A 20,977-nucleotide genomic window follows, 5' to 3' on the forward strand; every position below is an offset into this window, starting at 1 on the left:
TCCCTCTGAACGCGTACAGAAAAGGGCCCGCTCCCCTCCCAAGGCGGGCCCTTTTTTGCGTCTGGAGTCTGGCGCGCCCGCTTGGCGCTAGAAGGGCCGAAGGCCGTCTGGCCAGCCTGGACGGGCGAGACCCGCGTCCTGGCGATCAAACCCTCGACCACCGCGCGGCGCTGAACCCGCGCTCCGGACACATATTGAAATGAGACCGGTACCATTTCTGGCTTGAGTGGTCTGACAACTGCCCCCATAGTGCCTGGCAACAGCGGCCCTTGAGAGCCGCCAACGCTAGTGCGCAGCCTCGGGGAAACGCCATGACCACGACCCTCACCCGCCGCCTGTTCGGCGCGAGCCTCGCCGCCCTCAGCGCCGCCGCCATGCCGGGCCTGGTCCAGGCCGCCGAAAAGGCCACGAAGAAGGGCGACAAGCCGCTCTACAAGGATCCGGCCCAGCCGATCGACGCCCGCGTCCAGGACCTGCTGGGCCGCATGACGCTGGAGGAGAAGGCCGCCCAGCTGATCGGCATCTGGCTGACCAAGAACAAGATCCAGACCCCCGAGGGCGAGTTCTCGCCGGAGCAGGCCAGCAAGAATTTCCCCAACGGCCTCGGCCAGATCTCGCGTCCGTCCGACCGCAAGGGCGCCAAGCCCGCCACGGTGATCGACGCGGCGGCCGGCGCCGACGACGGCGCGGTCAACCGCAACGCCAAGGAAACCGCGCGCTACACCAACGCCGCCCAGAAGTGGGCCGTCGAGAAGACCCGTCTGGGCATCCCGCTGCTGATGCACGACGAGGCCCTGCACGGCTATGTCGCCCGCGACGCCACCAGCTTCCCCCAGGCCATCGCCCTGGCCTCGACCTTCGACACCGAGCTGACCGAGAAGATCTTCGCCGTCGCCGCCCGCGAGATGCGCGCGCGGGGTTCGAACCTGGCCCTGGCCCCGGTGGTCGACGTGGCCCGCGACCCGCGCTGGGGCCGCATCGAGGAGACCTATGGCGAGGACCCGCACGTCTGCGCCGAGATCGGCCTGGCCGCCATCCGCGGCTTCCAGGGGACGACCCTGCCGCTGGCCAAGGACAAGGTCTTTGTCACCCTCAAGCACATGACCGGCCACGGCCAGCCCGAGAACGGCACCAATGTCGGCCCGGCCCAGATCGCCGAGCGCACTCTGCGCGAGAACTTCTTCCCGCCGTTCGAGCGCGCCGTGAAGGAGCTGCCGGTGCGCGCGGTCATGCCGTCGTACAACGAGATCGACGGCGTCCCCTCGCACGCCAACCGCTGGCTGCTGACCAAGATCCTGCGCGAGGAGTGGGGCTACAAGGGCTCTGTGCAGAGCGACTATTTCGCGATCAAGGAGATGATCGCCCGGCACAAGCTGACCAACGACCTGGGCGAGACGGCCGTGATGGCCCTGCACGCCGGCGTCGATGTCGAGCTGCCGGATGGCGAGGCCTACGCCCTGATCCCCGAGTTGGTGAAGGCCGGCCGCATCCCGCAGTTCGAGGTCGACGCGGCGGTGGCCCGCGTCCTGACCATGAAGTTCGAGGGCGGGCTGTTCGAGAACCCCTACTGCGACGAGAAGACGGCCGACGCCAAGACGGCGACGCCCGACGCCGTCGCCCTGGCCCGCGAGGCCGCCCGCAAGGCCGTCGTGCTGCTGAAGAACGACAAGGGCCTGCTGCCGCTGGACGGCAAGAAGGTGAAGCGCGTCGCCCTGCTGGGCACGCACGCCAAGGACACGCCGATCGGCGGCTATTCGGACATCCCGCGCCACGTGGTCTCGATCCACGAGGGCCTGACCGCTGAAGCGAAAGCCCAGGGCTTCGCGCTGGACTACGCCGAGGCCGTGCGGATCACCGAGCAGCGCATCTGGGCCCAGGACGAGGTCAAGTTCACCGACCCGGCCGTCAACGCCAAGCTGATCGCCGAAGCCGTCGAGGTGGCCAAGAAGGCCGACGTCGTGGTCATGGTGCTGGGCGACAACGAGCAGACCAGCCGCGAGGCCTGGGCCGACAACCACCTGGGCGACCGCGAGAGTCTGGACCTGGTCGGCCAGCAGAACGACCTGGCCAAGGCGATCTTCGACCTGGGCAAGCCGACCGTGGTGTTCCTGCTGAACGGCCGGCCGCTGTCGATCAACCTGCTGGCCCAGCGCGCCGACGCCATCATCGAGGGCTGGTACCTGGGCGAGCAGACCGGCAATGCCGCAGCCGACGTGCTGTTCGGCCGCGCCAATCCGGGCGGCAAGCTGCCGGTCAGCATCGCCCGCGACGTCGGCCAGCTGCCGATCTACTACAACCGCAAGCCCACGGCCCGCCGTGGCTATCTGGGCGGCGATGTCAGCCCGCTCTATCCGTTCGGCTTCGGTCTCTCGTACACCACCTTCGACATCTCGGCCCCGCGCCTGGCCAAGGCCAGCATCGGCCAGGGCGAGAGCGTCAAGGTCGAGGTCGACGTCGCCAACACCGGCAAGGTCGCCGGCGACGAGGTGGTCCAGCTCTACATCCACGACGAGACCGCCACGGTCACCCGTCCGGTGCTGGAACTGAAGCACTTCAAGCGCGTGACCCTGGCCCCCGGCGCCAGGACGACGGTAAGCTTCGAGATCAAGCCGTCGGACCTGTGGATGTGGAACATCGACATGAAGCGCGTGGTCGAGCCGGGCGATTTCAAGATCCTGGTCGGTCCGAACTCGGTGGACCTGAAGACGGCGACGCTGACGGTGGCGTAGAGCCCCGAAACGCTTTCAATAGACCGATCTCCCCGGCGAAAGCCGGGGCCCAGGTCGAACCTAGAGCGTGGGTGGATTGGCCGAAGCCTCTGGCGGGCCCGCCCAAATCGCTCAGGGTGAATCTGGGCCCCGGCTTTCGCCGGGGAAACGGAGTTCAATGACACCGCCCAGCAGAGGCGGATGGAGGCACCCATGCGCCGCGCCCTGATCCTGCTGGCCGCCCTCGCCGCGACGCCGGCCTCGGCCCAGTCTTTGCTGAACGGCCTCTTCTCCGACCACGCGGTCGTGCAGCGCGATCGGCCCCTGCCGGTGTTCGGGACGGCCAAGCCGGGCGAGACGGTCACCGCCGCCTTCGCCGGCCAGACCCTGTCGGCCAAGGCCGGCCCCGACGGCGCCTGGCGCGTCGACTTCCCGGCCACGCCCGCCGGCGGGCCCTACACGCTCACCGCCTCGACGCCGTCGGGCAGCGCCAGCGCCAGCGACGTCCTGGTCGGCGACGTCTGGCTGTGCTCGGGCCAGTCGAACATGGAGATGCAGGTCGGCGCCTCGGGCGACGCCTGGAACCAGATCAACAACGGCGCACCCAACGACACGATCCGCATGGCGACGATCGAGAAGGCCGACGGCCGCGCCCCCGCCGCCGACTACAAGAAGCCGCCCGTCTGGAAGCCGACCAACAAGGACAATGTCGGGGCCTTCTCGGCCGCCTGCTTCTACTTCGCCCGCGAGCTGCAGAAGACCCGGAAAGTCCCGCTGGGCCTGGTCCACGCCTCGTGGGGCGGGTCGGGCATCGAGGCCTGGCTGACCCCGACGGCCCTGCGCAAGGTCGGCGGCTATGACGACGCGATCGAGACGCTGAACCTGTCGATCAAGGATCCCGCCGCCGCCAACCGCCGCTGGGGCGAGACCATCAAGGGCTGGTGGAGCGCCAAGCATCCCACCGAGGCCGCCGTCGCCCCCTGGACTGGCGCCGGCCCGTGGACCCAGGCCCCCGACGGCCTGGGCGTCTGGGAGCGCTGGGGCGTGCCGGCCCTGGCCGAGTTCAACGGCGTGGTCTGGTTCAAGACCGAGGTCACCCTGACACCGACCCAGGCCAAGCAGGCCTCGACCCTGACCGTCGGCCAGGTCGACGAGATGGACACCACCTATGTCAACGGCGTCGGGATCGGCGCGACCTCGGGCGCGTGGCTGGATCGGTCTTATCCGCTGGCCTCCGGCGCGCTGAAGGCCGGCAAGAACACCATCGTCGTGTCGGCCTACGACACCTACGCCAACGGCGGCATGTACGGCGATCCGACCAAGCGGGCCCTGACCCTGGCCGACGGCACGCGCCTGCCGCTGACCGCCTGGACCTATCGTATCGAGCCGCGCGTCGGCGTCGACCAGCCCCGCGCGCCGTGGGACACCCTGGCCGGCGTCTCGACCCTCTACAACGGCATGCTGGCCCCGATGGGTCCCTACGCCTATGCCGGCGTGGCCTGGTACCAGGGCGAGACGAACGTGGGCCGCGACCAGACCTATGCGCCGCTGCTGCAGGCCCTGATGGCCGAACGCCGCCAGGGCCAGGCGGCCGACCTGCCGTTCCTGGTGGTGCAGCTGGCCAATTACGGCGCCTTCGCCGAGCGGCCCGGCCCGTCGGGCACCGCGGCCCTGCGCGACGCCCAGCGCCGGGCCGTGACCGCCGACGGCCACGCGGGCCTCGCGGTCACCCACGACATCGGCAACCCGTACGACATCCATCCGGGCGAGAAGCAGGAGGTCGGTCGCCGTCTGGCCCTGGCCGCCCGCCGCCTCTATGGCGAGGCCGTGACCACGGGGCCCGAGGTCGTCTCGGCCAAGCGGGTCGGCGACACCGTCGTGGTGACCTTCGCCCAGGTCGGCGACGGTCGCCTGGCGGCCCGCCAGTCCGACCACGTGATCGGCTTCGAGCTGTGCGACGCCGCCAACGCCTGCCGCTGGGCGGACGGGCGGATCGACGGCGCGACCGTGGTGCTGAGCGGCGCCGGAACCAAGGTCCGCTTCGCCTGGGCCGACAGCCCGGTGTTCAACCTGTTCGACGCGGCGGGCCTGCCGGCGGGGCCGTTCGAAGTTCCGGTCCAGTAGGAAGCGCCCTCCTTAAGTAAGAATTCGAAGCGAAGTTTGATCGACCCGGGGTTCAGTCGCGTCGCCGGAAAGCCCATGTTCCAGCCATGCCCGTTCCGCCGCCCCTGTTCACCGACGACGAGATCGACCGCCTGGTCGAGACCTTCTATGCGCGCGTCCGCCAACACCACCGCCTGGGCCCGATCTTCGAGGAGGCCATCGGCGAGGACGGCTGGCCGGCGCACCTGGCGACGCTGAAGGACTTCTGGTCGTCGGTGTTGAACACCTCGGGTCGCTACAAGGGCCAGCCGATGCTGGTCCACCAGCGGATCCCCGCCCTGACCGAGGGCCTGTTCATGCCGTGGCTGAACCTGTTCCACCAGACTTGCGTCGAGCTGTTCGACGCCCCGCGCGCGGCCATCGTCGGCCAGAAGGCCGAGCGCATCGCCGCCAGCCTGAAGCTGGGCTTGTTCTTCAAGCCGGACGCGGTCGCTTGAGCGCGGGCGATCGGCTGCGCGCCGACGGCTTCGTCCGCTTCGAGGCCGACGAGACCCAGGCCCTCATCGGGCCCGAGGCCGTCGCCGCCTGGGACGGCTTCGCCGACAGCTGGAACGACCTCTCCATCGACACCTTCATGGCCGACGGCGGTCGCTATCGCCGCCGGCGCTTCGCCGCCTTCGCCGCCACGCCCGACGGCGTCACGCGCAAGCCGCACCAGCCGCACTGGCAGAGCCGCGACTACAACCCGCTGAACGGCGGGGTGCAGCGCTGGTTCGAGCCGGTCACCGAGGCGATCGCCGACCATCCGGTGACGCGGTCGGTGATCCAGACCGGCCTCGACCTGTTCGATCCGCTGTCGCCCGCCTCGGACCAGCCTTGGCATGTCGAGTTGCACCAGTTCCGCATCGAGGCCCGCGCCGGCGAGCAGGGTCTGCCCACGCCCGAGGGCGCGCACCGCGACGGCGTCGACTGGGTGATCGTCATGCTGGTGGACCGCCAGAACGTCGACAGCGGCGTCACCGACGTCTTCGCGCCGGACGGGACCAGCCTGGGCGCGTTCACCCTGACCGCCCCGGGCGACGCGGTGTTCCTCGACGACCACCGCGTGCTGCACGGGGTGACCCCGATCCGACCGCTGGACCCCGCCGCGCCGGCGATCCGCGATGTTCTGGTCGTCACCTACCGGCGCGAACGCGAAACCGACGCCGACTGATACGTGGGGTTGTTGCTGCGACTGCTTGTCGCAGCCGTTAACCGTTTGGACTGTGATCACGACGTGCCACGGTGAGGTTTCAGCACCCTCGTAGGATTGAACGTCCGTCGACATGTCTCGAGACGATTACGTCCTGCCGTCCTACCCGCCCCAGGAGAGGCGCGCCGTCTTTTCCAGCGCGATGGCGGACGCGGTGCCGATCCTGATCAGCTATGTCGACCGCGAGGAGCGCTATCGCTTCGTCAACCGCGCCTACGAGGAGTGGTTCGGCGTCGACCGCTCGCGGATCGAGGGCAAGACCCTGGCGGAGGTGCTGGGTCGGGAAGCCTATGGCCGGGTGCGCCACCACGTGGCCCGCGCCCTGGCCGGCGAAAGCGTCACCTTCGAGGGCCTGGTCGACTACCAGCAGGCCGGGCCGCGCCACGTCGAGGCCCGCTACGTGCCCGACATCGGTCGCGACGGCGATGTCCCCGGCTACTACGTGCTGGTCACCGATATCTCCGAGAGCAAGAAGGCCGCCGCCGAGCTGCAACGCATGCTGCTGGGCGAACGCCGCCGGGGCGCCCTGCTGGACCTGGGCCAGAAGCTGCGTGACGAGGCCGATCCCGTCGCCATCGCCGAGACCGCCGCCGGCATGCTGACAGAGCAGTTGGGCGTCGCGCGCGCCGGCTACGCCGAGATGGACGAGGACGGCGTGGCCGTCGTCATGGCCGACGACGATCGCGCCGAGGGCGGCGTCGTCGCGATGAAGAACCGGCGGTTCAGTCTCGACGACTTCGGCGCGGAGATGAGCGCCGACATGCGCGCGGGCCACACCGTCGCCGTCGGCGACGTGGCGCTGGACGCACGCACCAACGGACAGGCCGCCCTGGAGGCCTACGCCGCCCTGGGCGTGCGCGCCTTCATGACCATCCCGCTGGTCAAGGCCGGCGAGCTGTCGGCGTATCTGTTCGTCTGCCACGACGCGGCACGGGCCTTCACGCCGGACGAGATCGCCTTCGTCTCGGACGCGGCCGAGCTGATCTGGACCGCCAGCGAACGGGCCCGCTCGGACCAGGCCCTCAAGCGCGCCCAGGAGACCGAGCGGCTGCTGATCCGCGAGGTCGACCACCGCGCCAAGAACGTGCTGGCCGTCGTCCAGTCGCTGGCCCAGCTGACCCCGTTCGAGCACAAGGACCAGTACGTCCAGGCGCTATCAGGCCGTATCGGCTCGCTGGCCCGCGCCCACAGCCTGCTGTCGACGGGCCGCTGGAGCGGCGTCGACCTGCACGACCTGCTACGCCTCGAGCTGGATCCGTACGGCGGAGAGCGGGACCATGGGGGCGGCGAGCAGGTGACGATCGACGGCCCACCGGCCTTGATCGACGCCCAGGCCGCCCAGTCCCTGGCCCTGGTGATCCATGAACTGGCCACCAACGCCAGCAAGTACGGGGCCCTGTCGCGCCCCTTGGGCCGGCTGAGCGTGACCTGGACCTGGAGCGCCTCCGGGGCGCCGGGCGAGGTGCTGAACCTGATCTGGCGCGAGGACGCCGGCGCCCACGTCGACGCCCCGGCCCGCCGCGGCTTCGGCTCGACCCTGATCGAGAGCGCCGTCAAGCAGCTGGGCGGCCGGGTCGAGAAGATCTGGCGGCCGCAGGGTCTGAAGGTGCGCCTGGACATCCTCAAGGGCGCCCAGCCCCGGGCGAGCGAAAGCACGCCTGTCTATCGCCCGGGCCTGGTGTCCGAGGACAGCCCCGCCCTGCGCGACCAGCGCGTGCTGATCGTCGAGGACGAGGCGGTCGTGGCCATGGAGCTGACCCGCGTGCTGACCGCCGCTGGCGCCAAGGTCGTGGGTCCCGCCGGCACGATCGAGGAGGCGCTGAACCTGCTGGACGACCAGCCGATCGACCGCGCCCTGCTGGACGTCAATCTGGGCGGCCGGCCGATCACGCCGGTGGCCAAAGCCCTGAGCCGCCGCCGCATCCCGTTCGTCTATCTGACCGGCTACCAGGAGCCCGACGTCGACGACGGGCCGGTCCTTCGCAAGCCGGTGGCCCCTTCCGCGCTGCTCGGCGCGTTGGCGCGGGGCATGCCGGCGGTGGCGCCGTAGGGCCCGCCATCCTTCATGCCCTCCCGGGCACAGGGTCCAGGAAGGTCGTGGTTTTGGACGGTTGCGAACCTTACCGACGTCTTGTGGCTTGAAATTGCAATTCGTTCTCAAGTAAGGACGAGCATTCCGCCGCCAAGGTTCCGCTCCTCCTCGTGAAATCCGCCGCCGACCAGCACCGACGCTCCTTCTGGCTGAAGCAGCTGCACCAGTGGCACTGGATCAGCGCGGCCGTGTCGCTGATCGGCATGCTGCTGTTCGCGATCACCGGCATCACCCTGAACCACGCCGGCCAGATCGAGGCCAAGCCCGTGGTCGTCTCGCGCAAGGCGACCCTGCCGCCAGACCTGCTGGCCCTGCTGGCCAAGGGCCCGGAAGAGGGCAAGCGCCCCCTGCCCGTCCCGCTGGAGCCGTTCCTCGACAAGGCGGTCGGCGCCGAGGTCGCGGGTCGCGAGGGCGAATGGTCGGCCGACGAGGTCTATGTCGCCCTGGCACGCCCGGGCGGCGACGCCTGGGTGTCGATCGACCGCGAGACCGGGGCCATCGAGCACGAGAAGACCACGCGCGGCGTGATCAGCCTGCTCAACGACCTGCACAAGGGCCGCAATTCCGGCAAGGCCTGGAGCTGGTTCATCGACATCTTCGCCGCCGCCTGCGTGATCTTCACGGTCACCGGCCTGATCCTGCTGCAGTTCCACGCCCGCGCCCGGCCGCTGACCTGGCCCCTGGTGGGCCTGGGCCTGGCCGCCCCCGTCATCCTCGTCATCCTGTTCGTCCACCTTTAGAGGCAGACCCCGTGAAGCGTTCGATCTCACTTCTGACTTTCGCTGGCGCCGCCGCTGGCGCCGCGCCGGCCCTGGCCGCCGACCTCAGCGTCACCGTCGAGGTACCGAAGCTGACGGTCGCCGAGTACCACAAGCCCTATGTGGCCATCTGGATCGAGAACCCGGCCGACAGCACCGCCGCCGGCACGCTGGCCGTCTGGTACGACGCCGACAATCGCGAGGACAAGGGCGCTAAGTGGCTGAAGGACATGCGCCAGTGGTGGCGCAAGGCCGGCCGGGAGATGAGCTTCCCCGCCGACGGGATCAGCGGTGCCACCCGCGCGCCGGGCCCGCAGAAGCTGGTCTTCGCCGGCTCGAAGGGCGCCCTGAAGGACCTCAAGCCCGGCGCCTACAACCTGGTCGTCGAGGCGGCTCGCGAGGTCGGCGGCCACGAGGCCGTCCGCGTGCCATTCACCTGGGGCAAGCCCGGCAAGCCGGCTTCGGCCAAGGGCGCGTCCGAGCTGGGCGCCGTCACCGTTTCCGTGAAGTGAGAAAAGCCATGACCTTCAAGAAGCGCCTTCTCGCCGTCGCCGCTCCCCTGCTCATTGGCGGCATGGCCCTGGCCCTGCCGATGTCGGCCTCGGCCCACCGCGGCTGGATCGTCCCCTCGGCCACCGTGCTGTCGGGCGACGTCTGGGTGACGTTCGACGCCGCCATTTCGAACGAGCTGTTCTATCCCGACCACAACCCGATGCGCCTGGACGGTGTGTCGGCGTGGGCGCCCGACGGCGCGGTCGACAAGATCCAGAACGGCTCGACCGGCAAGTACCGCTCGACCTTCGACGTGGCCCTGACCAAGCCGGGCACCTGGAAGATCGGCTCGGCCAGCCAGAGCGTCATGGCCAGCTATACGGAGAACGGCGAGGTCAAGCGCTTCCGGGGCAGCCCCGAGGACTTCGCCAAGCAGGTCCCGGCCGGCGCCGCCGACCTGAAGACCATCAAGAGCTTCAATCGCAACGAGGTGTACGTCACCCGCGACAAGCCGACGACCGAGGTCTTCAAGCCGACCGGCAAGGGCCTGGAGCTGTCGCCGATCACCCACCCCAACGACCTGGTCGCCGGCGAGGCCGCCAGCTTCAAGTTCCTGCTCGACGGCAAGCCCGCCGCCGACCTGGAGGTGACCATCGCCGAGGGCGGCTCGCGCTACAGCCCGCGCCCCGACCTGAAGGTGAAGACCGGCGCCGACGGCGTCGTGAAGTTCACCCTGCCTGAAGCCGGCATGTACTGGATCAACGCCACGGTGCGTACGGGCGCCATGCCCGGTCGCGGCCCCGGTGGTCCGGGTGGTCCGGGCGGCGGCATGGGCGGCCAGCAAGGTCCGGCCCAGCCCCTGGCCGGCGACGGCTACAGCGCCAGCTACACCGCCGTGATCGAAGCCCAGCGGCCTTAAGACCGCTCTCCTCCCTCGCGTCGCGGGGAGGTGGCGCGGCGCGGATACGCGCCGTGACGGAGGGGCGCACCTCGCCGTCGACGCCCCCTCCACCGCTTCGCGGTCCCCCTCCCCGTTTCACGGGGGAGGATGAGATTGCCCAATGCCCCGCGTCCTCGTCCCCGCCCTGACCACGCCGCCCGCCCGCCCCGTCGGCGGGAGCGTGCGCGCGTTCGGCGGCGCGACCATGGGGACGACCTGGTCGGTAAAGGCGGTGCTGCCAGCGACCACGGACTTGCCCGCCCTCGAAGCCATGGTCCAGCGCGCCCTCGACGCGGTCGTCGCCGAGATGAGCCCGTGGGCGCCGCTGTCGGATCTCTGTCGCTACAACCGCGCCACGCCGGGAAGCTGGACGCTCCTGCCGCCCGCGACCGCCACGGTACTGCGCCGCGCGATCGCGGTGGCGCAGCAGTCGGACGGCGCCTTCGACCCGACCCTTGGGGCCCTGGTCGATCTCTGGGGCTTCGGCCCCCGCGCCTTCTCCGGCGGCCCGCCGGACGCAACCGACATCACCGCCCTCCGCGAGGCCGGCGGCTGGACGCGCCTGACCCTGGACGGCGACGCCCTGTTCCAGCCGGGCGGGCTGAAGCTGGATCTCAACGGCATCGCCAAGGGCTTCGGCATCGACCAGGCCGCCGCCGCCCTGGATCGCGCCGGCGTCAGGAGCTATCTCGTCGAGGTCGGCGGCGAGCTGCGCGGCGTCGGCGCCAAGCCCGACGGCCAGCCCTGGTGGGTCGAACTGGAGCGCCCACCCACCGCCAATGATTCCGAACAGACGCTCGTCGCCTTGCATGACCTGGCCGTCGCCACCTCGGGCGACTACCGGCGGTTCTTCGACCATGGCGGCCGCCGTTACGCCCACACGCTGGACCCGGCCACCGGCGCGCCCGTGACCCACGCGACCGTCAGCGTCACCGTGCTGGCCAGAGACTGCATGAGCGCCGACGCCTGGGCCACGGCCCTGACGGTCATGGCGCCCGACACCGCCCTGGCCTTCGCGGCCGAACACGACCTGGCCGCCCTGATCGTCAGCCGCGACGCCTCCGGTCTGCAAGAGCGCCTCTCGCCGGCCCTGCGGGCGATGCTGGACGCATGATCGACCTCGACGCCTTCTCGCCCGAGACCCGCCGCCTGATCGCCGCCGGCGCGGTGGCGGGCGTCTATGGCCTGTTTTGTGGCGGGATCGCCCTGCGTGAGACCCTGCGCCGCCGCGCCGCCCGCCGCGAGGTCCAAGCCCTGTCGCAGGGCGCCGGCGAGCCGGTGCTGGTCGCCTACGCCAGCCAGACCGGCTTCGCCGAGGAACTGGCCAACGCCACCGCCAAGGCGCTATCGGACGCCGGCGCGCCTGTCACCCTGCGCGAGCTCGGCGCCGTCACCGCCCCCGACCTGACCGGCCGCGCCTTGTTCGTGGTCAGCACCACCGGCGAGGGCGACGCACCCGACCCGGCCCGCGCCTTCATCCGCGACGTGATGAAGGACGGCGCCGACCTCTCGGCCCTGCGCTATGGCGTGCTGGCCCTGGGGGATTCGAGCTACGCCCATGTCTGCGCCTTCGGCCGGTCGCTGGACGCCTGGCTGGCCCACTCAGGCGCCGCGCCCCTGTTCGACCGGGTCGAGGTCGACGACGGCGATCCCGGGGCCTTGCGCCACTGGCAGGGGCAGCTTTCCCTGCTCACCGGCGTCACCGACGCCCCCGACTGGAGCCGCCCCGCCTACGGCCGCTGGACCTTGGCCGAGCGCCGGCTGCTCAATCCCGGCGGCCCGGGCGGCGAGGCTTGGCATATCCGCCTGACACCGCCCGATCCTTCCGTAGGCGATGGCGCGGCGTGGCAGGCCGGCGACATCCTAGAGATCGGTCCGCGCAACGACCCGGCCTTGCCGCATCGTGAATATTCGATCGCCTCGCTGCCCAGCGACGGCGGGGTCGAGCTGATCGTCCGCCTGACGGCCCGCGCCGACGGCCAGCCGGGCCTGGGCTCGGGCTGGCTGTGCCAGGCCGCCGCGGTCGGCGGCCTCATCGACGCCCGCGTGCGCGTCAACCGCGGCTTCCACGCCCCGGACCCGATCCGGCCGCTGATCCTGATCGGCTCAGGCACCGGCCTGGCCGGCTTGCGCGCCCACCTCAAGGCCCGCGCGGCCCTGGGCGCCCACCGAAACTGGCTGGTGTTCGGCGAGCGAACCTCGGCCCACGACTTCTTCCATCGCGCCGAGATCCAGGGCTGGAAGGCCGCCGGCGTGCTGGAGCGCCTGGACCTGGCCTTCTCCCGCGACCAGACCGAGCGGACCTATGTCCAGCACCGCCTGCGCGCGGCGGCGGAGGTGTTGCGCCAATGGGTGACCGACGGCGCGGCGATCTATGTCTGCGGATCGCTGGAAGGCATGTCGCGCGACGTGCACGCGGCGCTGGTCGAGGTGCTGGGAACGGAGACCGTCGAGCGCCTAACCGACGAGGGGCTGTACCGGCGGGACGTCTACTAGCGCCGTAGCGCCTCGCGCTCCTCCGGCGTATTGGCCCCCCTCAGCCGCGCCATCGCGCCGTCCGGGACCGGCAGGGCCACCAGCCCCGCCCGCTCCACCAGCCGCCGCAGCGGCCAGCCGGCCTCGGCGTCGGCCGGGATCGCATCGGCCGCCACCACCATCGGCACCGGCAAGCCTTCGTAGACCCCGCCGCCGAGCAACAGCGGCGCGAGGTCCTCCACCGTCACGGTCGGCGCGTCCACGGCCAGCACCAGCAGCCGCGTGGTCCCCAGCGCCTTCGCGCCGGCCAGCACGCCGCCGACCGGGCCCGCGCCGGCCTCGTCGTCCGGGACCCAGGGCAGGCCCAGGTCCGCGCCGGCGGTGACCAGGGCCTCCGCGCCCACGGCCCGCGCCAGGTCCGCGACACGGTCCACCGCCCGCCGCCCGTCCCAGTCGAGCACGGCCTTGTCTCGCCCCATCCGCCGGGAGCCGCCGCCACACAGAATGATCGCGCCCAGCGAGGTCATGGCCCGGTCTTAGCAGGATTTTCCATCGGTCTTCCAAGCTCTGCCCGAAGCGGTCTAGTGTCCGGCCCGCAAAGGGACGGAAAAACAATGAGCCAGCCTGCCGAGCGCCAGCGTCGTCGTACGACCCAGAGCGCCACGATCCGTGACGTGGCCGCCCGCGCGGGCGTGTCGCCGATGACCGTGTCGCGGGTGATCAATCGCGAGAGCACGGTCAAGGAAGAGACCCGGGCCTTGGTCGAGAAGGCCATCGCCGACCTCAACTACGCCCCCAACCCCGCCGCCCGCAGCCTGGCCGGCAGCGCGCCGTTCCGCATCGGCCTGCTCTACGACAACCCCTCGACCGGTTACCTGTCCGAGTTCCTGGTCGGGGCCCTGGACGAGAGCAGCCGCACCGGGGCCCAGATCGTCATCGAGAAGTGCGCCGAGCCCGAACTGGCCGGCGCCACCCTCACTCGCCTGCTGAAGACCGGCGTCGACGGCCTGATCCTGCCGCCGCCGCTGTGCGAGTCGCCGCAGGTCCTGGCCGAGGTGAAGGCCGCCGGCGCGGCCGCCGTGGCCGTCGCCCCGGGCATGGCCAGCAGCGACATGGCCACCATCCGCATCGACAACGAAGCGGCCGCCTACGAGCTGACCCAGCACCTGATCGCCCTGGGCCACAAGCGGTTCGGCTTCATCAAGGGCCACCCCAACCAGACCGTCAGCCAGCAGCGCCTGGACGGCTTCATGGCCGCCCTGAAGGCCGCCGGGATCCCGCAGGAGGATATCCGGGTCGAGCAGGGCTACTTCACCTATCGCTCCGGCCTGGAGGCGGCCGAGCGGCTGCTGGGCGTCGAGCCCCGCCCGACGGCGCTGTTTGCGGCCAATGACGACATGGCCGCCGCCGCCGCCGGTCTGGCCCACCGCCTGGGCCTGGACGTGCCGGGCGACATCTCGATCGTCGGCTTCGACGACACCTCGATCGCCGACAACATCTGGCCGGCCCTGACCACCGTCCACCAGCCCATCGCCGCCATGGCCCGCGCCGCCGTCGACCTGGTGCTGGAAGAAATCCGCCGCCACCGCGACGGCGGCGGCGAACCCCGCCAGCTTATGCACCCCCACACGCTGATCGTGCGGGATTCATCAGGGCCGGTTAGCGACTAAAGCTCCCTCTCCCATGGGGAGAGGGTTGGGGTGAGGGGTTACGGCGCCCGACGGAGCGCGGCACGCCGTCGTAACCCCTCACCCTCCCACCGCTACGCGGCGGGCCCCTCCCTCTCCCTATGGGAGAGGGGTCTCCGAAGGGGATTCCCAAATTGGTCTGACAACGCGCTTGCCGTCTTTCCATGTTAGCGCTACCAAGTCTCGACGAACGAGCGCCGCCGATCTTAGCGGCAGCCTTGAGACGCTCGACTAAAGGGGAGACGACGCCGTGGGCGTGAGTGAATTCCTTCCGGAAGACTGGAAAGACGCGACCCTGCTGGGCCGCATCGACTTCGGCGATGGCCCGACGCCCGTGCTGGTGCGCGGCGGCCGCGTCGAGGACGTGTCGAAGATCGCCCCCACCGTCGCCGACCTGATGAACGCCTTCGGCCCCGGCGCACAGATCCCGCGCGGCGAGGACAAGGGCCCGCTGGAAGCCCTCGACATCCGCCCCGTGTGGGAAGACGCCGACGGCCAGGCGGCCGTGAAGCTGCTGGCCCCCGTCGACCTGCAGGTGCTGAAGGCCGCCGGCGTGACCTTCGCCGTCTCGACCCTGGAGCGGGTGATCGAGGAGCGCGCGCGCGGCGACGCCGCCGCCGCCCTGAAGATCCGCGAGCAGCTGTCGGCCAGCATGGGCGGCGACCTGAAGAGCGTGAACCCGGGCTCGGAAGGTGCCGAGCGCCTGAAGCAAACCCTGATCAAGGACGGCCTCTGGTCGCAGTATCTGGAAGTCGCCATCGGCCCCGACGCCGAGATCTTCACCAAGGGCCCGACCCTGTCGTCGATGGGCTGGGGCGATCACGTCGGCGTCCGCTACGACAGTCACTGGAACAACCCCGAGCCGGAAGTCGTGCTTCTGTGCGACGGTTCGGGCCAGATCCGTGGCGCCTCGCTGGGCAATGACGTCAACCTGCGCGACTTCGAGGGCCGTTCGGCCCTGCTGCTCAGCAAGGCCAAGGACAACAACGCCTCGTGCGCGATCGGCCCGTTCTTCCGCCTGTTCGACGATACCTTCGCCCTGGACGACGTCCGCTCGGCCGAGGTCGAGCTGAAGATCACCGGCCGCGACAACTTCGTGCTGGATGGCCACAGCAACATGAGCCTGATCAGCCGTGACCCCGCCGTGCTGGCCGGCCAGGCGTTCGGCAAGCAGCACCAGTATCCGGACGGTTTCGCCCTGTTCCTGGGCACCATGTTCGCCCCGATCCAGGACCGCGACGCGCCGGGCCAGGGCTTTACCCACAAGGTCGGCGACCGCGTCCGCGTCTCGACCCCCAAGCTGGGCGTGCTCGAGAACGAAGTCACCACCTGCGACAAGGCCCAGCCGTGGACGTTCGGCATCTCGGCCCTGATCCGCAACCTGGCCGGCCGCGGCCTCCTCTAATCCAAGGACTTTCGGGATGACCGACACCCTGCGCCACTACATCGGCGGCGAACGCGTCGCCGCCGACGCTCCGGCCGAGAGCCTGAACCCGTCGAACACCAACGACGTCGTCGCCAAGGTGCCGATGGGCGGCCAGGCCGAGGTCGACGCCGCCGTCGACGCGGCCAAGAAAGCCTTCCCGAGCTGGTCGGAAGCCTCGCCGGAAGTCCGCTCGGACCTCCTGGACAAGGTCGGCAGCACCATCATCGCCCGCAGCGCCGAGATCGGCAGGCTGCTGGCGCGCGAAGAGGGCAAGACGGTTCCGGAAGGCGTCGGCGAGACCGTCCGCGCCGGCCGCATCTTCAAGTACTTCGCTGGCGAGGCCCTGCGCCGCCACGGCCAGAACCTGGAAAGCACCCGTCCCGGCGTCGAGGTCCAGACCTACCGCCAGGCGGTCGGCGTGTTCGGCCTGATCACGCCCTGGAACTTCCCGATCGCCATCCCGGCCTGGAAGGCGGCGCCCGCCCTGGCCTTTGGCAACACCGTGGTGATCAAGCCGGCCGGCCCGACGCCTGCGACGGCGAACGTACTGGCCGACATCATGGTCGAGTGCGGCGCTCCGGCCGGCGTGTTCAACATGCTGTTCGGCCGTGGCTCGATGGGCGACGCCCTGATCAAGCACAAGGACGTCGACGGCGTCTCGTTCACCGGCTCGCAGGGCGTAGGCGCGCAAGTCGCCGCCGCCGCAGTGGCCCGCCAGGCCCGCGTGCAGCTGGAGATGGGCGGCAAGAACCCGCTGATCATCCTGGACGACGCCGACCTGGAACGCGCCGTCGCTATCGCCCTGGACGGCTCGTTCTACGCCACCGGCCAGCGCTGCACCGCCAGCTCGCGCCTGATCGTCCAGGACGGCATCCACGACAAGTTCGTGGCCCTGCTGGCCGAGAAGGTCGCCGCCCTGCGCATCGGCGATGCTCTGGATCCGAACACCCAGATCGGCCCGGCCGTCTCCGAAGACCAGATGGAGACCTCGTACAAGTACATCGACATCGCCAAGGGTGAAGGCGGCCGCCTTGTCACCGGCGGCGATCGCCTGAAGCTGGACAACCCCGGCTGGTACGTGCAGCCGACGCTGATCGCCGACACCCAGGCTGGCATGCGGATCAACAACGAGGAAGTCTTCGGCCCCGTCGCCTCGACCATCCGCGTGAAGTCGTACGAAGAGGCGCTGGAGATCGCCAACGGCGTCGAGTTCGGCCTGTCGGCCGGCATCGCCACGACCTCGCTGAAGTACGCCCGCCACTTCCAGCGCAACGCCAAGGCCGGCATGACCATGGTCAACCTGGCCACGGCCGGCGTCGACTATCACGTGCCGTTCGGCGGCACCAAGAGCAGCTCGTACGGCGCGCGCGAACAGGGCTTCGCCGCGGTCGAGTTCTTCACCCAGACCAAAACCTCCTACTCGTGGTCCTAAGCAGCATGTCCTCAGCCATCTATCCCAGCCTGAAGGGCAAGCGCGTCGTCATCACCGGCGGCGGCTCGGGCATCGGGGCCGGCCTGGTCGCCGGCTTCGTCCGCCAGGGCGCGGAAGTGATCTTCCTCGACATCGTCGACGAGGATTCCAACGCCCTGGTCGCCGAGCTGTCGAAGGACGCGGCGATCGCGCCGGTCTACAAGCGCTGCGACCTGATGGACCTGACCGCGCTGAAGGCGGTGTTCAGCGAGATCGGCGACGTCGACGTGCTGGTCAACAACGCCGGCAACGACGACCGCCATAGCCTTAGCGACCTGACGCCCGAGTACTGGGACAACCGCATCGGCGTGAACCTGCGCCACATGGTGTTCGCGGCCCAGGCCGTGGCGCCCGGCATGGCCAAGCGCGGCGGCGGGGCGATCATCAACTTCGGCTCGATCAGCTGGCACCTGGGCCTCGAGGACCTGGTTCTCTACGAAACCGCCAAGGCCGGCATCGAGGGCATGACCCGCGCCCTGGCCCGCGAGCTGGGCAAGGACGACATCCGCGTCACCTGCGTGGTGCCCGGCAACGTCAAGACCAAGCGCCAGGAGAAGTGGTACACGCCGGAAGGCGAGGCCGAGATCGTCAAGGCCCAGTGCGTGAAGGGCCGCATCCTGCCCGAGAACGTCGCCTCGCTGGTGCTGTTCCTGGCCTCGGACGACGCCTCGCTATGCACCGGTCACGAATACTGGATCGACGCGGGCTGGCGCTAGCTGGCGGGGCCGTTCGACGAAAGGAGGCCTTCCCAGGAGGGCCTCATCGCCTTATCGAACGGTCTGCATCGGTTTCACGGAGACTTCGAGTATGAGCGCCGCCACCTGCGTCTGGGACCTGAAGGCCACGCTGGGCGAGGGTCCGATCTGGACCGGCAACGCGTTGTGGTTCGTGGACATCAAGGACCACAAGATCCACCGCTACGACCCCGCCAGCGGCGACGCCACGACGGTCATCGCTCCGGAACAGGTCACCTTCCTGGCCCCGCTGGCCATCGGCGGCGGCTTCATCGCCGGCCTGAAGTCGGGCTTGCACAAGTTCCATCCGCTGACCGGCCTGCAGCGCATCCTGGAGGTCGAGGCGCCCGAACTCGACAACCGCACCAACGACGCCACCGTCGACGCCCAGGGCCGCCTGTGGTTCGGCACCATGCACGACGGCGAAGCGACCCCGAGCGGCTCGCTCTATCGCATGGACGCCACCGGCGTGGCGCGGATGGACAAGGACATCTGCATCACCAACGGCCCGTGCGTCTCGCCCGACGGCAAGACCTTCTACCACACTGACACCCTGGAAAAGATCATCTGGGCCTATGACCTGGCCGAGGACGGCACGCTGTCGAACAAGCGCGCCTTCGTGAAGGTCGCCATCGGCGACGATGTCTATCCGGACGGCTCTGTGGTCGATTCCGAAGGCTACGTCTGGACCGCCCTGTGGGGCGGCTTCGGCGTCGTCCGCTTCTCGCCCAGCGGCGAGGCCGTGGACCGGATCGAGCTGCCCGCGCCCAACGTCACCAAGGTCTGCTTCGGCGGACCCGACCTCAAGACCCTGTTCTTCACCACCGCCCGCAAGGGCCTGAGCGACGAGACCCTGGCCCAGTATCCGCTGGCCGGCGGCCTGTTCGCGCTTCAGGTCGACGTCGCGGGCCAGCCGCAATACGAGGTCCGCCTTGTCTGATCGCACGCCCCGCCGGTTCCGGTCCCGCGATTGGTTCGATAATCCCGACCATATCGACATGACCGCGCTCTATCTGGAGCGCTTCATGAACTACGGGATCACGCCGGAGGAGCTGCGAAGCGGCAAGCCGATCATCGGCATCGCCCAGACCGGCAGCGACATCTCGCCCTGCAACCGCATCCACCTAGACCTGGTGACGCGGGTGCGGGACGGGATCCGCGACGCCGGCGGCATCCCCATGGAGTTTCCGGTCCACCCGATCTTCGAGAACTGCCGTCGCCCGACGGCGGCGCTGGACCGGAACCTCTCGTACCTCGGTCTCGTCGAGACCCTGCACGGCTATCCGATCGACGCCGTGGTCCTGACCACCGGCTGCGACAAGACCACCCCGGCCGGCATCATGGCCGCCACCACGGTCAACATCCCGGCCATCGTGCTGTCGGGCGGTCCGATGCTGGACGGCTGGCACGAGAACGAGCTGGTCGGTTCGGGCACCGTCATCTGGCGCTCGCGCCGCAAGCTGGCGGCCGGCGAGATCACCGAGGAAGAGTTCATCGAGCGCGCGGCCTCGTCGGCCCCCTCGGCGGGTCACTGCAACACCATGGGCACGGCCTCGACCATGAACGCCGTGGCCGAGGCCCTGGGCCTGTCGCTGACCGGCTGCGCGGCCATCCCGGCCCCGTACCGCGAGCGCGGCCAGATGGCCTACAAGACCGGCCAGCGGATCGTCGACCTGGCCTATGAGGACATCAAGCCCAAGGACATCCTGACCAAGAAGGCCTTCGAGAACGCCATCGCCCTGGTGGCGGCGGCCGGCGGCTCGACCAACGCCCAGCCGCACATCGCGGCCATGGCGCGCCACGCCGGCCTGGAGGTCACCGCCGACGACTGGCGCGCGGCCTACGACATCCCGCTGATCGTCAACATGCAGCCGGCCGGCAAGTATCTGGGCGAGCGCTTCCACCGGGCCGGCGGCGCCCCCGCCGTGCTGTGGGAGCTGCTGCAGCAGGGCCGCCTGCACGGCGACGTCCTCACCGTCACCGGCAAGACCATGGGTGAGAACCTGCAAGGCCGCGAGACCAGCGACCGCGAGGTGATCTTCCCCTATGCCCAGCCGCTGGCCGAAAAGGCCGGCTTCCTGGTGCTGAAGGGCAACCTGTTCGACTTCGCGATCATGAAGGCCAGCGTCATCGGCGCCGACTTCCGCGAGCGCTACCTGTCCCAGCCGGGCCGGGAAGGCGTCTTCGAGGCCCGCGCCATCGTGTTCGACGGCTCGGACGACTATCACCACCGGATCAACGACCCGGCGCTGAACATCGACGAAAGCTGCATCCTGGTCATCCGCGGCGCGGGTCCGATTGGCTGGCCGGGCTCGGCAGAGGTCGTGAACATGCAGCCGCCGGATCACCTGCTGAAGAAGGGGATCATGAGCCTGCCCACCCTGGGCGACGGCCGCCAGTCGGGCACCGCCGACAGCCCCTCGATCCTCAACGCCTCGCCCGAAAGCGCTATCGGCGGCGGCCTGTCGTGGCTGCGCACCGGCGACACCATCCGCATCGACATCAACACCGGCCGCTGCGACGCCCTGGTGGACGAGGCGACGATCGCCGAGCGCAAGAAGGAAGGCATCCCCGCCGTCCCCGAGACCATGACGCCCTGGCAGGAGATCTACCGGGCCCATACCGGCCAGCTGGAGACCGGCGGCGTGCTGGAGTTCGCGGTCAAGTACCAGGACCTGGCCGCCAAGCTGCCCCGGCACAATCACTAGGACTCTCCCTTCTCCCCGCGCGGGAGAAGGTGTCGGCGCGAGCCAACGGATGAGGGGTCGATAAACGCAGAACGCCGCGACCGGCCTATCGGCTAGTCGCGGCGTTTCTGTTCGTGCAACCCCTCATCCT

General features: G+C 70.0%; 17 protein-coding genes. 16 read left to right on the forward strand and 1 reads right to left on the reverse strand.

Features of this window, described 5'->3' with window-relative positions; translation table 11 throughout:
* The first annotated feature begins 311 nt into the window (after positions 1-311).
* The 10 genes from MZV50_RS21355 to MZV50_RS21405 all read left to right on the forward strand — a co-directional run bounded on the left by MZV50_RS21355 (position 312) and on the right by MZV50_RS21405 (position 12,841).
* Positions 312-2,729, forward strand: coding sequence for a glycoside hydrolase family 3 N-terminal domain-containing protein (locus MZV50_RS21355; RefSeq protein WP_252631332.1), 2,418 nt, complete (start codon positions 312-314; stop codon positions 2,727-2,729).
* Positions 2,730-2,921: 192 nt separating this feature from the next.
* Entirely contained in the window at positions 2,922-4,832 is a 1,911-nt protein-coding gene (locus MZV50_RS21360) for a sialate O-acetylesterase (protein ID WP_252631333.1), read from the forward strand.
* Between the two features lie 86 nt (positions 4,833-4,918).
* Entirely contained in the window at positions 4,919-5,308 is a 390-nt protein-coding gene (locus tag MZV50_RS21365) for a group III truncated hemoglobin (protein WP_252631334.1), read from the forward strand.
* Positions 5,305-6,024, forward strand: coding sequence for a 2OG-Fe dioxygenase family protein (locus MZV50_RS21370; protein ID WP_252631336.1), 720 nt, complete (start codon positions 5,305-5,307; stop codon positions 6,022-6,024). The genes MZV50_RS21365 and MZV50_RS21370 overlap by 4 nt, the downstream gene beginning before the upstream one ends.
* A gap of 112 nt (positions 6,025-6,136) precedes the next feature.
* A complete protein-coding gene (locus MZV50_RS26610; protein WP_354668907.1) occupies positions 6,137-8,113 on the forward strand; it encodes an HWE histidine kinase domain-containing protein in 1,977 nt (658 codons plus the stop codon).
* 152 nt (positions 8,114-8,265) lie between these two features.
* A complete protein-coding gene (locus MZV50_RS21385; RefSeq protein WP_252631337.1) occupies positions 8,266-8,895 on the forward strand; it encodes a PepSY-associated TM helix domain-containing protein in 630 nt (209 codons plus the stop codon).
* Between the two features lie 11 nt (positions 8,896-8,906).
* Positions 8,907-9,425 carry a DUF2271 domain-containing protein gene (locus MZV50_RS21390; RefSeq protein ID WP_252631338.1) on the forward strand — a complete coding sequence of 173 codons (519 nt, stop codon included), beginning with the start codon at positions 8,907-8,909 and terminating at the stop codon, positions 9,423-9,425.
* Positions 9,426-9,433: 8 nt separating this feature from the next.
* On the forward strand, positions 9,434-10,324 hold the full coding sequence (locus tag MZV50_RS21395; RefSeq protein WP_252631339.1) for a DUF4198 domain-containing protein: 891 nt from the start codon (positions 9,434-9,436) through the stop codon (positions 10,322-10,324).
* Positions 10,325-10,466: 142 nt separating this feature from the next.
* Complete coding sequence (locus tag MZV50_RS21400; RefSeq protein WP_252631340.1) at positions 10,467-11,459, forward strand: FAD:protein FMN transferase; 993 nt, start codon at positions 10,467-10,469, stop codon at positions 11,457-11,459.
* A complete protein-coding gene (locus MZV50_RS21405; RefSeq protein WP_252631341.1) occupies positions 11,456-12,841 on the forward strand; it encodes a sulfite reductase subunit alpha in 1,386 nt (461 codons plus the stop codon). Before MZV50_RS21400 ends, MZV50_RS21405 begins: the two co-directional genes overlap by 4 nt.
* Here MZV50_RS21405 and mobA read toward each other — a convergent pair.
* A complete protein-coding gene (gene mobA, locus MZV50_RS21410) occupies positions 12,838-13,347 on the reverse strand; it encodes a molybdenum cofactor guanylyltransferase (protein WP_252631342.1) in 510 nt (169 codons plus the stop codon). The two genes, MZV50_RS21405 and mobA, sit on opposite strands and share 4 nt — an antisense overlap.
* Positions 13,348-13,434: 87 nt before the next feature.
* Here mobA and MZV50_RS21415 point away from each other — a divergent pair, with 87 nt between their 5' ends.
* The 6 genes from MZV50_RS21415 to xylD all read left to right on the forward strand — a co-directional run bounded on the left by MZV50_RS21415 (position 13,435) and on the right by xylD (position 20,847).
* Positions 13,435-14,490, forward strand: coding sequence for a LacI family DNA-binding transcriptional regulator (locus MZV50_RS21415; RefSeq protein ID WP_252631343.1), 1,056 nt, complete (start codon positions 13,435-13,437; stop codon positions 14,488-14,490).
* A gap of 268 nt (positions 14,491-14,758) precedes the next feature.
* Complete coding sequence (locus tag MZV50_RS21425; RefSeq protein WP_252631344.1) at positions 14,759-15,913, forward strand: fumarylacetoacetate hydrolase family protein; 1,155 nt, start codon at positions 14,759-14,761, stop codon at positions 15,911-15,913.
* Positions 15,914-15,929: 16 nt separating this feature from the next.
* Complete coding sequence (locus MZV50_RS21430; RefSeq protein WP_252631346.1) at positions 15,930-17,366, forward strand: aldehyde dehydrogenase family protein; 1,437 nt, start codon at positions 15,930-15,932, stop codon at positions 17,364-17,366.
* Positions 17,367-17,371: 5 nt separating this feature from the next.
* The gene (xylB, locus tag MZV50_RS21435) at positions 17,372-18,121 is read left to right on the forward strand and encodes a D-xylose 1-dehydrogenase (RefSeq protein ID WP_252631347.1); all 750 of its coding nucleotides are present in this window, start codon (positions 17,372-17,374) and stop codon (positions 18,119-18,121) included.
* A gap of 91 nt (positions 18,122-18,212) precedes the next feature.
* Complete coding sequence (gene xylC, locus MZV50_RS21440) at positions 18,213-19,079, forward strand: D-xylonolactone lactonase (RefSeq protein ID WP_252631348.1); 867 nt, start codon at positions 18,213-18,215, stop codon at positions 19,077-19,079.
* Entirely contained in the window at positions 19,072-20,847 is a 1,776-nt protein-coding gene (gene xylD, locus MZV50_RS21445) for a xylonate dehydratase XylD (RefSeq protein WP_252631349.1), read from the forward strand. Before xylC ends, xylD begins: the two co-directional genes overlap by 8 nt.
* Positions 20,848-20,977 lie beyond the last annotated feature (130 nt).

Origin of the sequence: Caulobacter segnis, assembly GCF_023935105.1 — a bacterium.
Classification (GTDB): domain Bacteria; phylum Pseudomonadota; class Alphaproteobacteria; order Caulobacterales; family Caulobacteraceae; genus Caulobacter; species Caulobacter segnis_B.

What these genes read in the sequence shown, in the direction of transcription:
- mobA (WP_252631342.1), bottom strand. Translation starts at nt 13,347, where the DNA reads ATGACCTCGCTGGGCGCGATCATTCTGTGTGGCGGCGGCTCCCGGCGG.
- MZV50_RS21365 (WP_252631334.1), top strand. Translation starts at nt 4,919, where the DNA reads ATGCCCGTTCCGCCGCCCCTGTTCACCGACGACGAGATCGACCGCCTG.
- MZV50_RS21405 (WP_252631341.1), top strand. Translation starts at nt 11,456, where the DNA reads ATGATCGACCTCGACGCCTTCTCGCCCGAGACCCGCCGCCTGATCGCC.
- MZV50_RS26610 (WP_354668907.1), top strand. Translation starts at nt 6,137, where the DNA reads ATGTCTCGAGACGATTACGTCCTGCCGTCCTACCCGCCCCAGGAGAGG.
- MZV50_RS21355 (WP_252631332.1), top strand. Translation starts at nt 312, where the DNA reads ATGACCACGACCCTCACCCGCCGCCTGTTCGGCGCGAGCCTCGCCGCC.
- xylB (WP_252631347.1), top strand. Translation starts at nt 17,372, where the DNA reads ATGTCCTCAGCCATCTATCCCAGCCTGAAGGGCAAGCGCGTCGTCATC.
- MZV50_RS21395 (WP_252631339.1), top strand. Translation starts at nt 9,434, where the DNA reads ATGACCTTCAAGAAGCGCCTTCTCGCCGTCGCCGCTCCCCTGCTCATT.
- MZV50_RS21360 (WP_252631333.1), top strand. Translation starts at nt 2,922, where the DNA reads ATGCGCCGCGCCCTGATCCTGCTGGCCGCCCTCGCCGCGACGCCGGCC.
- MZV50_RS21430 (WP_252631346.1), top strand. Translation starts at nt 15,930, where the DNA reads ATGACCGACACCCTGCGCCACTACATCGGCGGCGAACGCGTCGCCGCC.
- MZV50_RS21415 (WP_252631343.1), top strand. Translation starts at nt 13,435, where the DNA reads ATGAGCCAGCCTGCCGAGCGCCAGCGTCGTCGTACGACCCAGAGCGCC.
- xylC (WP_252631348.1), top strand. Translation starts at nt 18,213, where the DNA reads ATGAGCGCCGCCACCTGCGTCTGGGACCTGAAGGCCACGCTGGGCGAG.
- MZV50_RS21400 (WP_252631340.1), top strand. Translation starts at nt 10,467, where the DNA reads ATGCCCCGCGTCCTCGTCCCCGCCCTGACCACGCCGCCCGCCCGCCCC.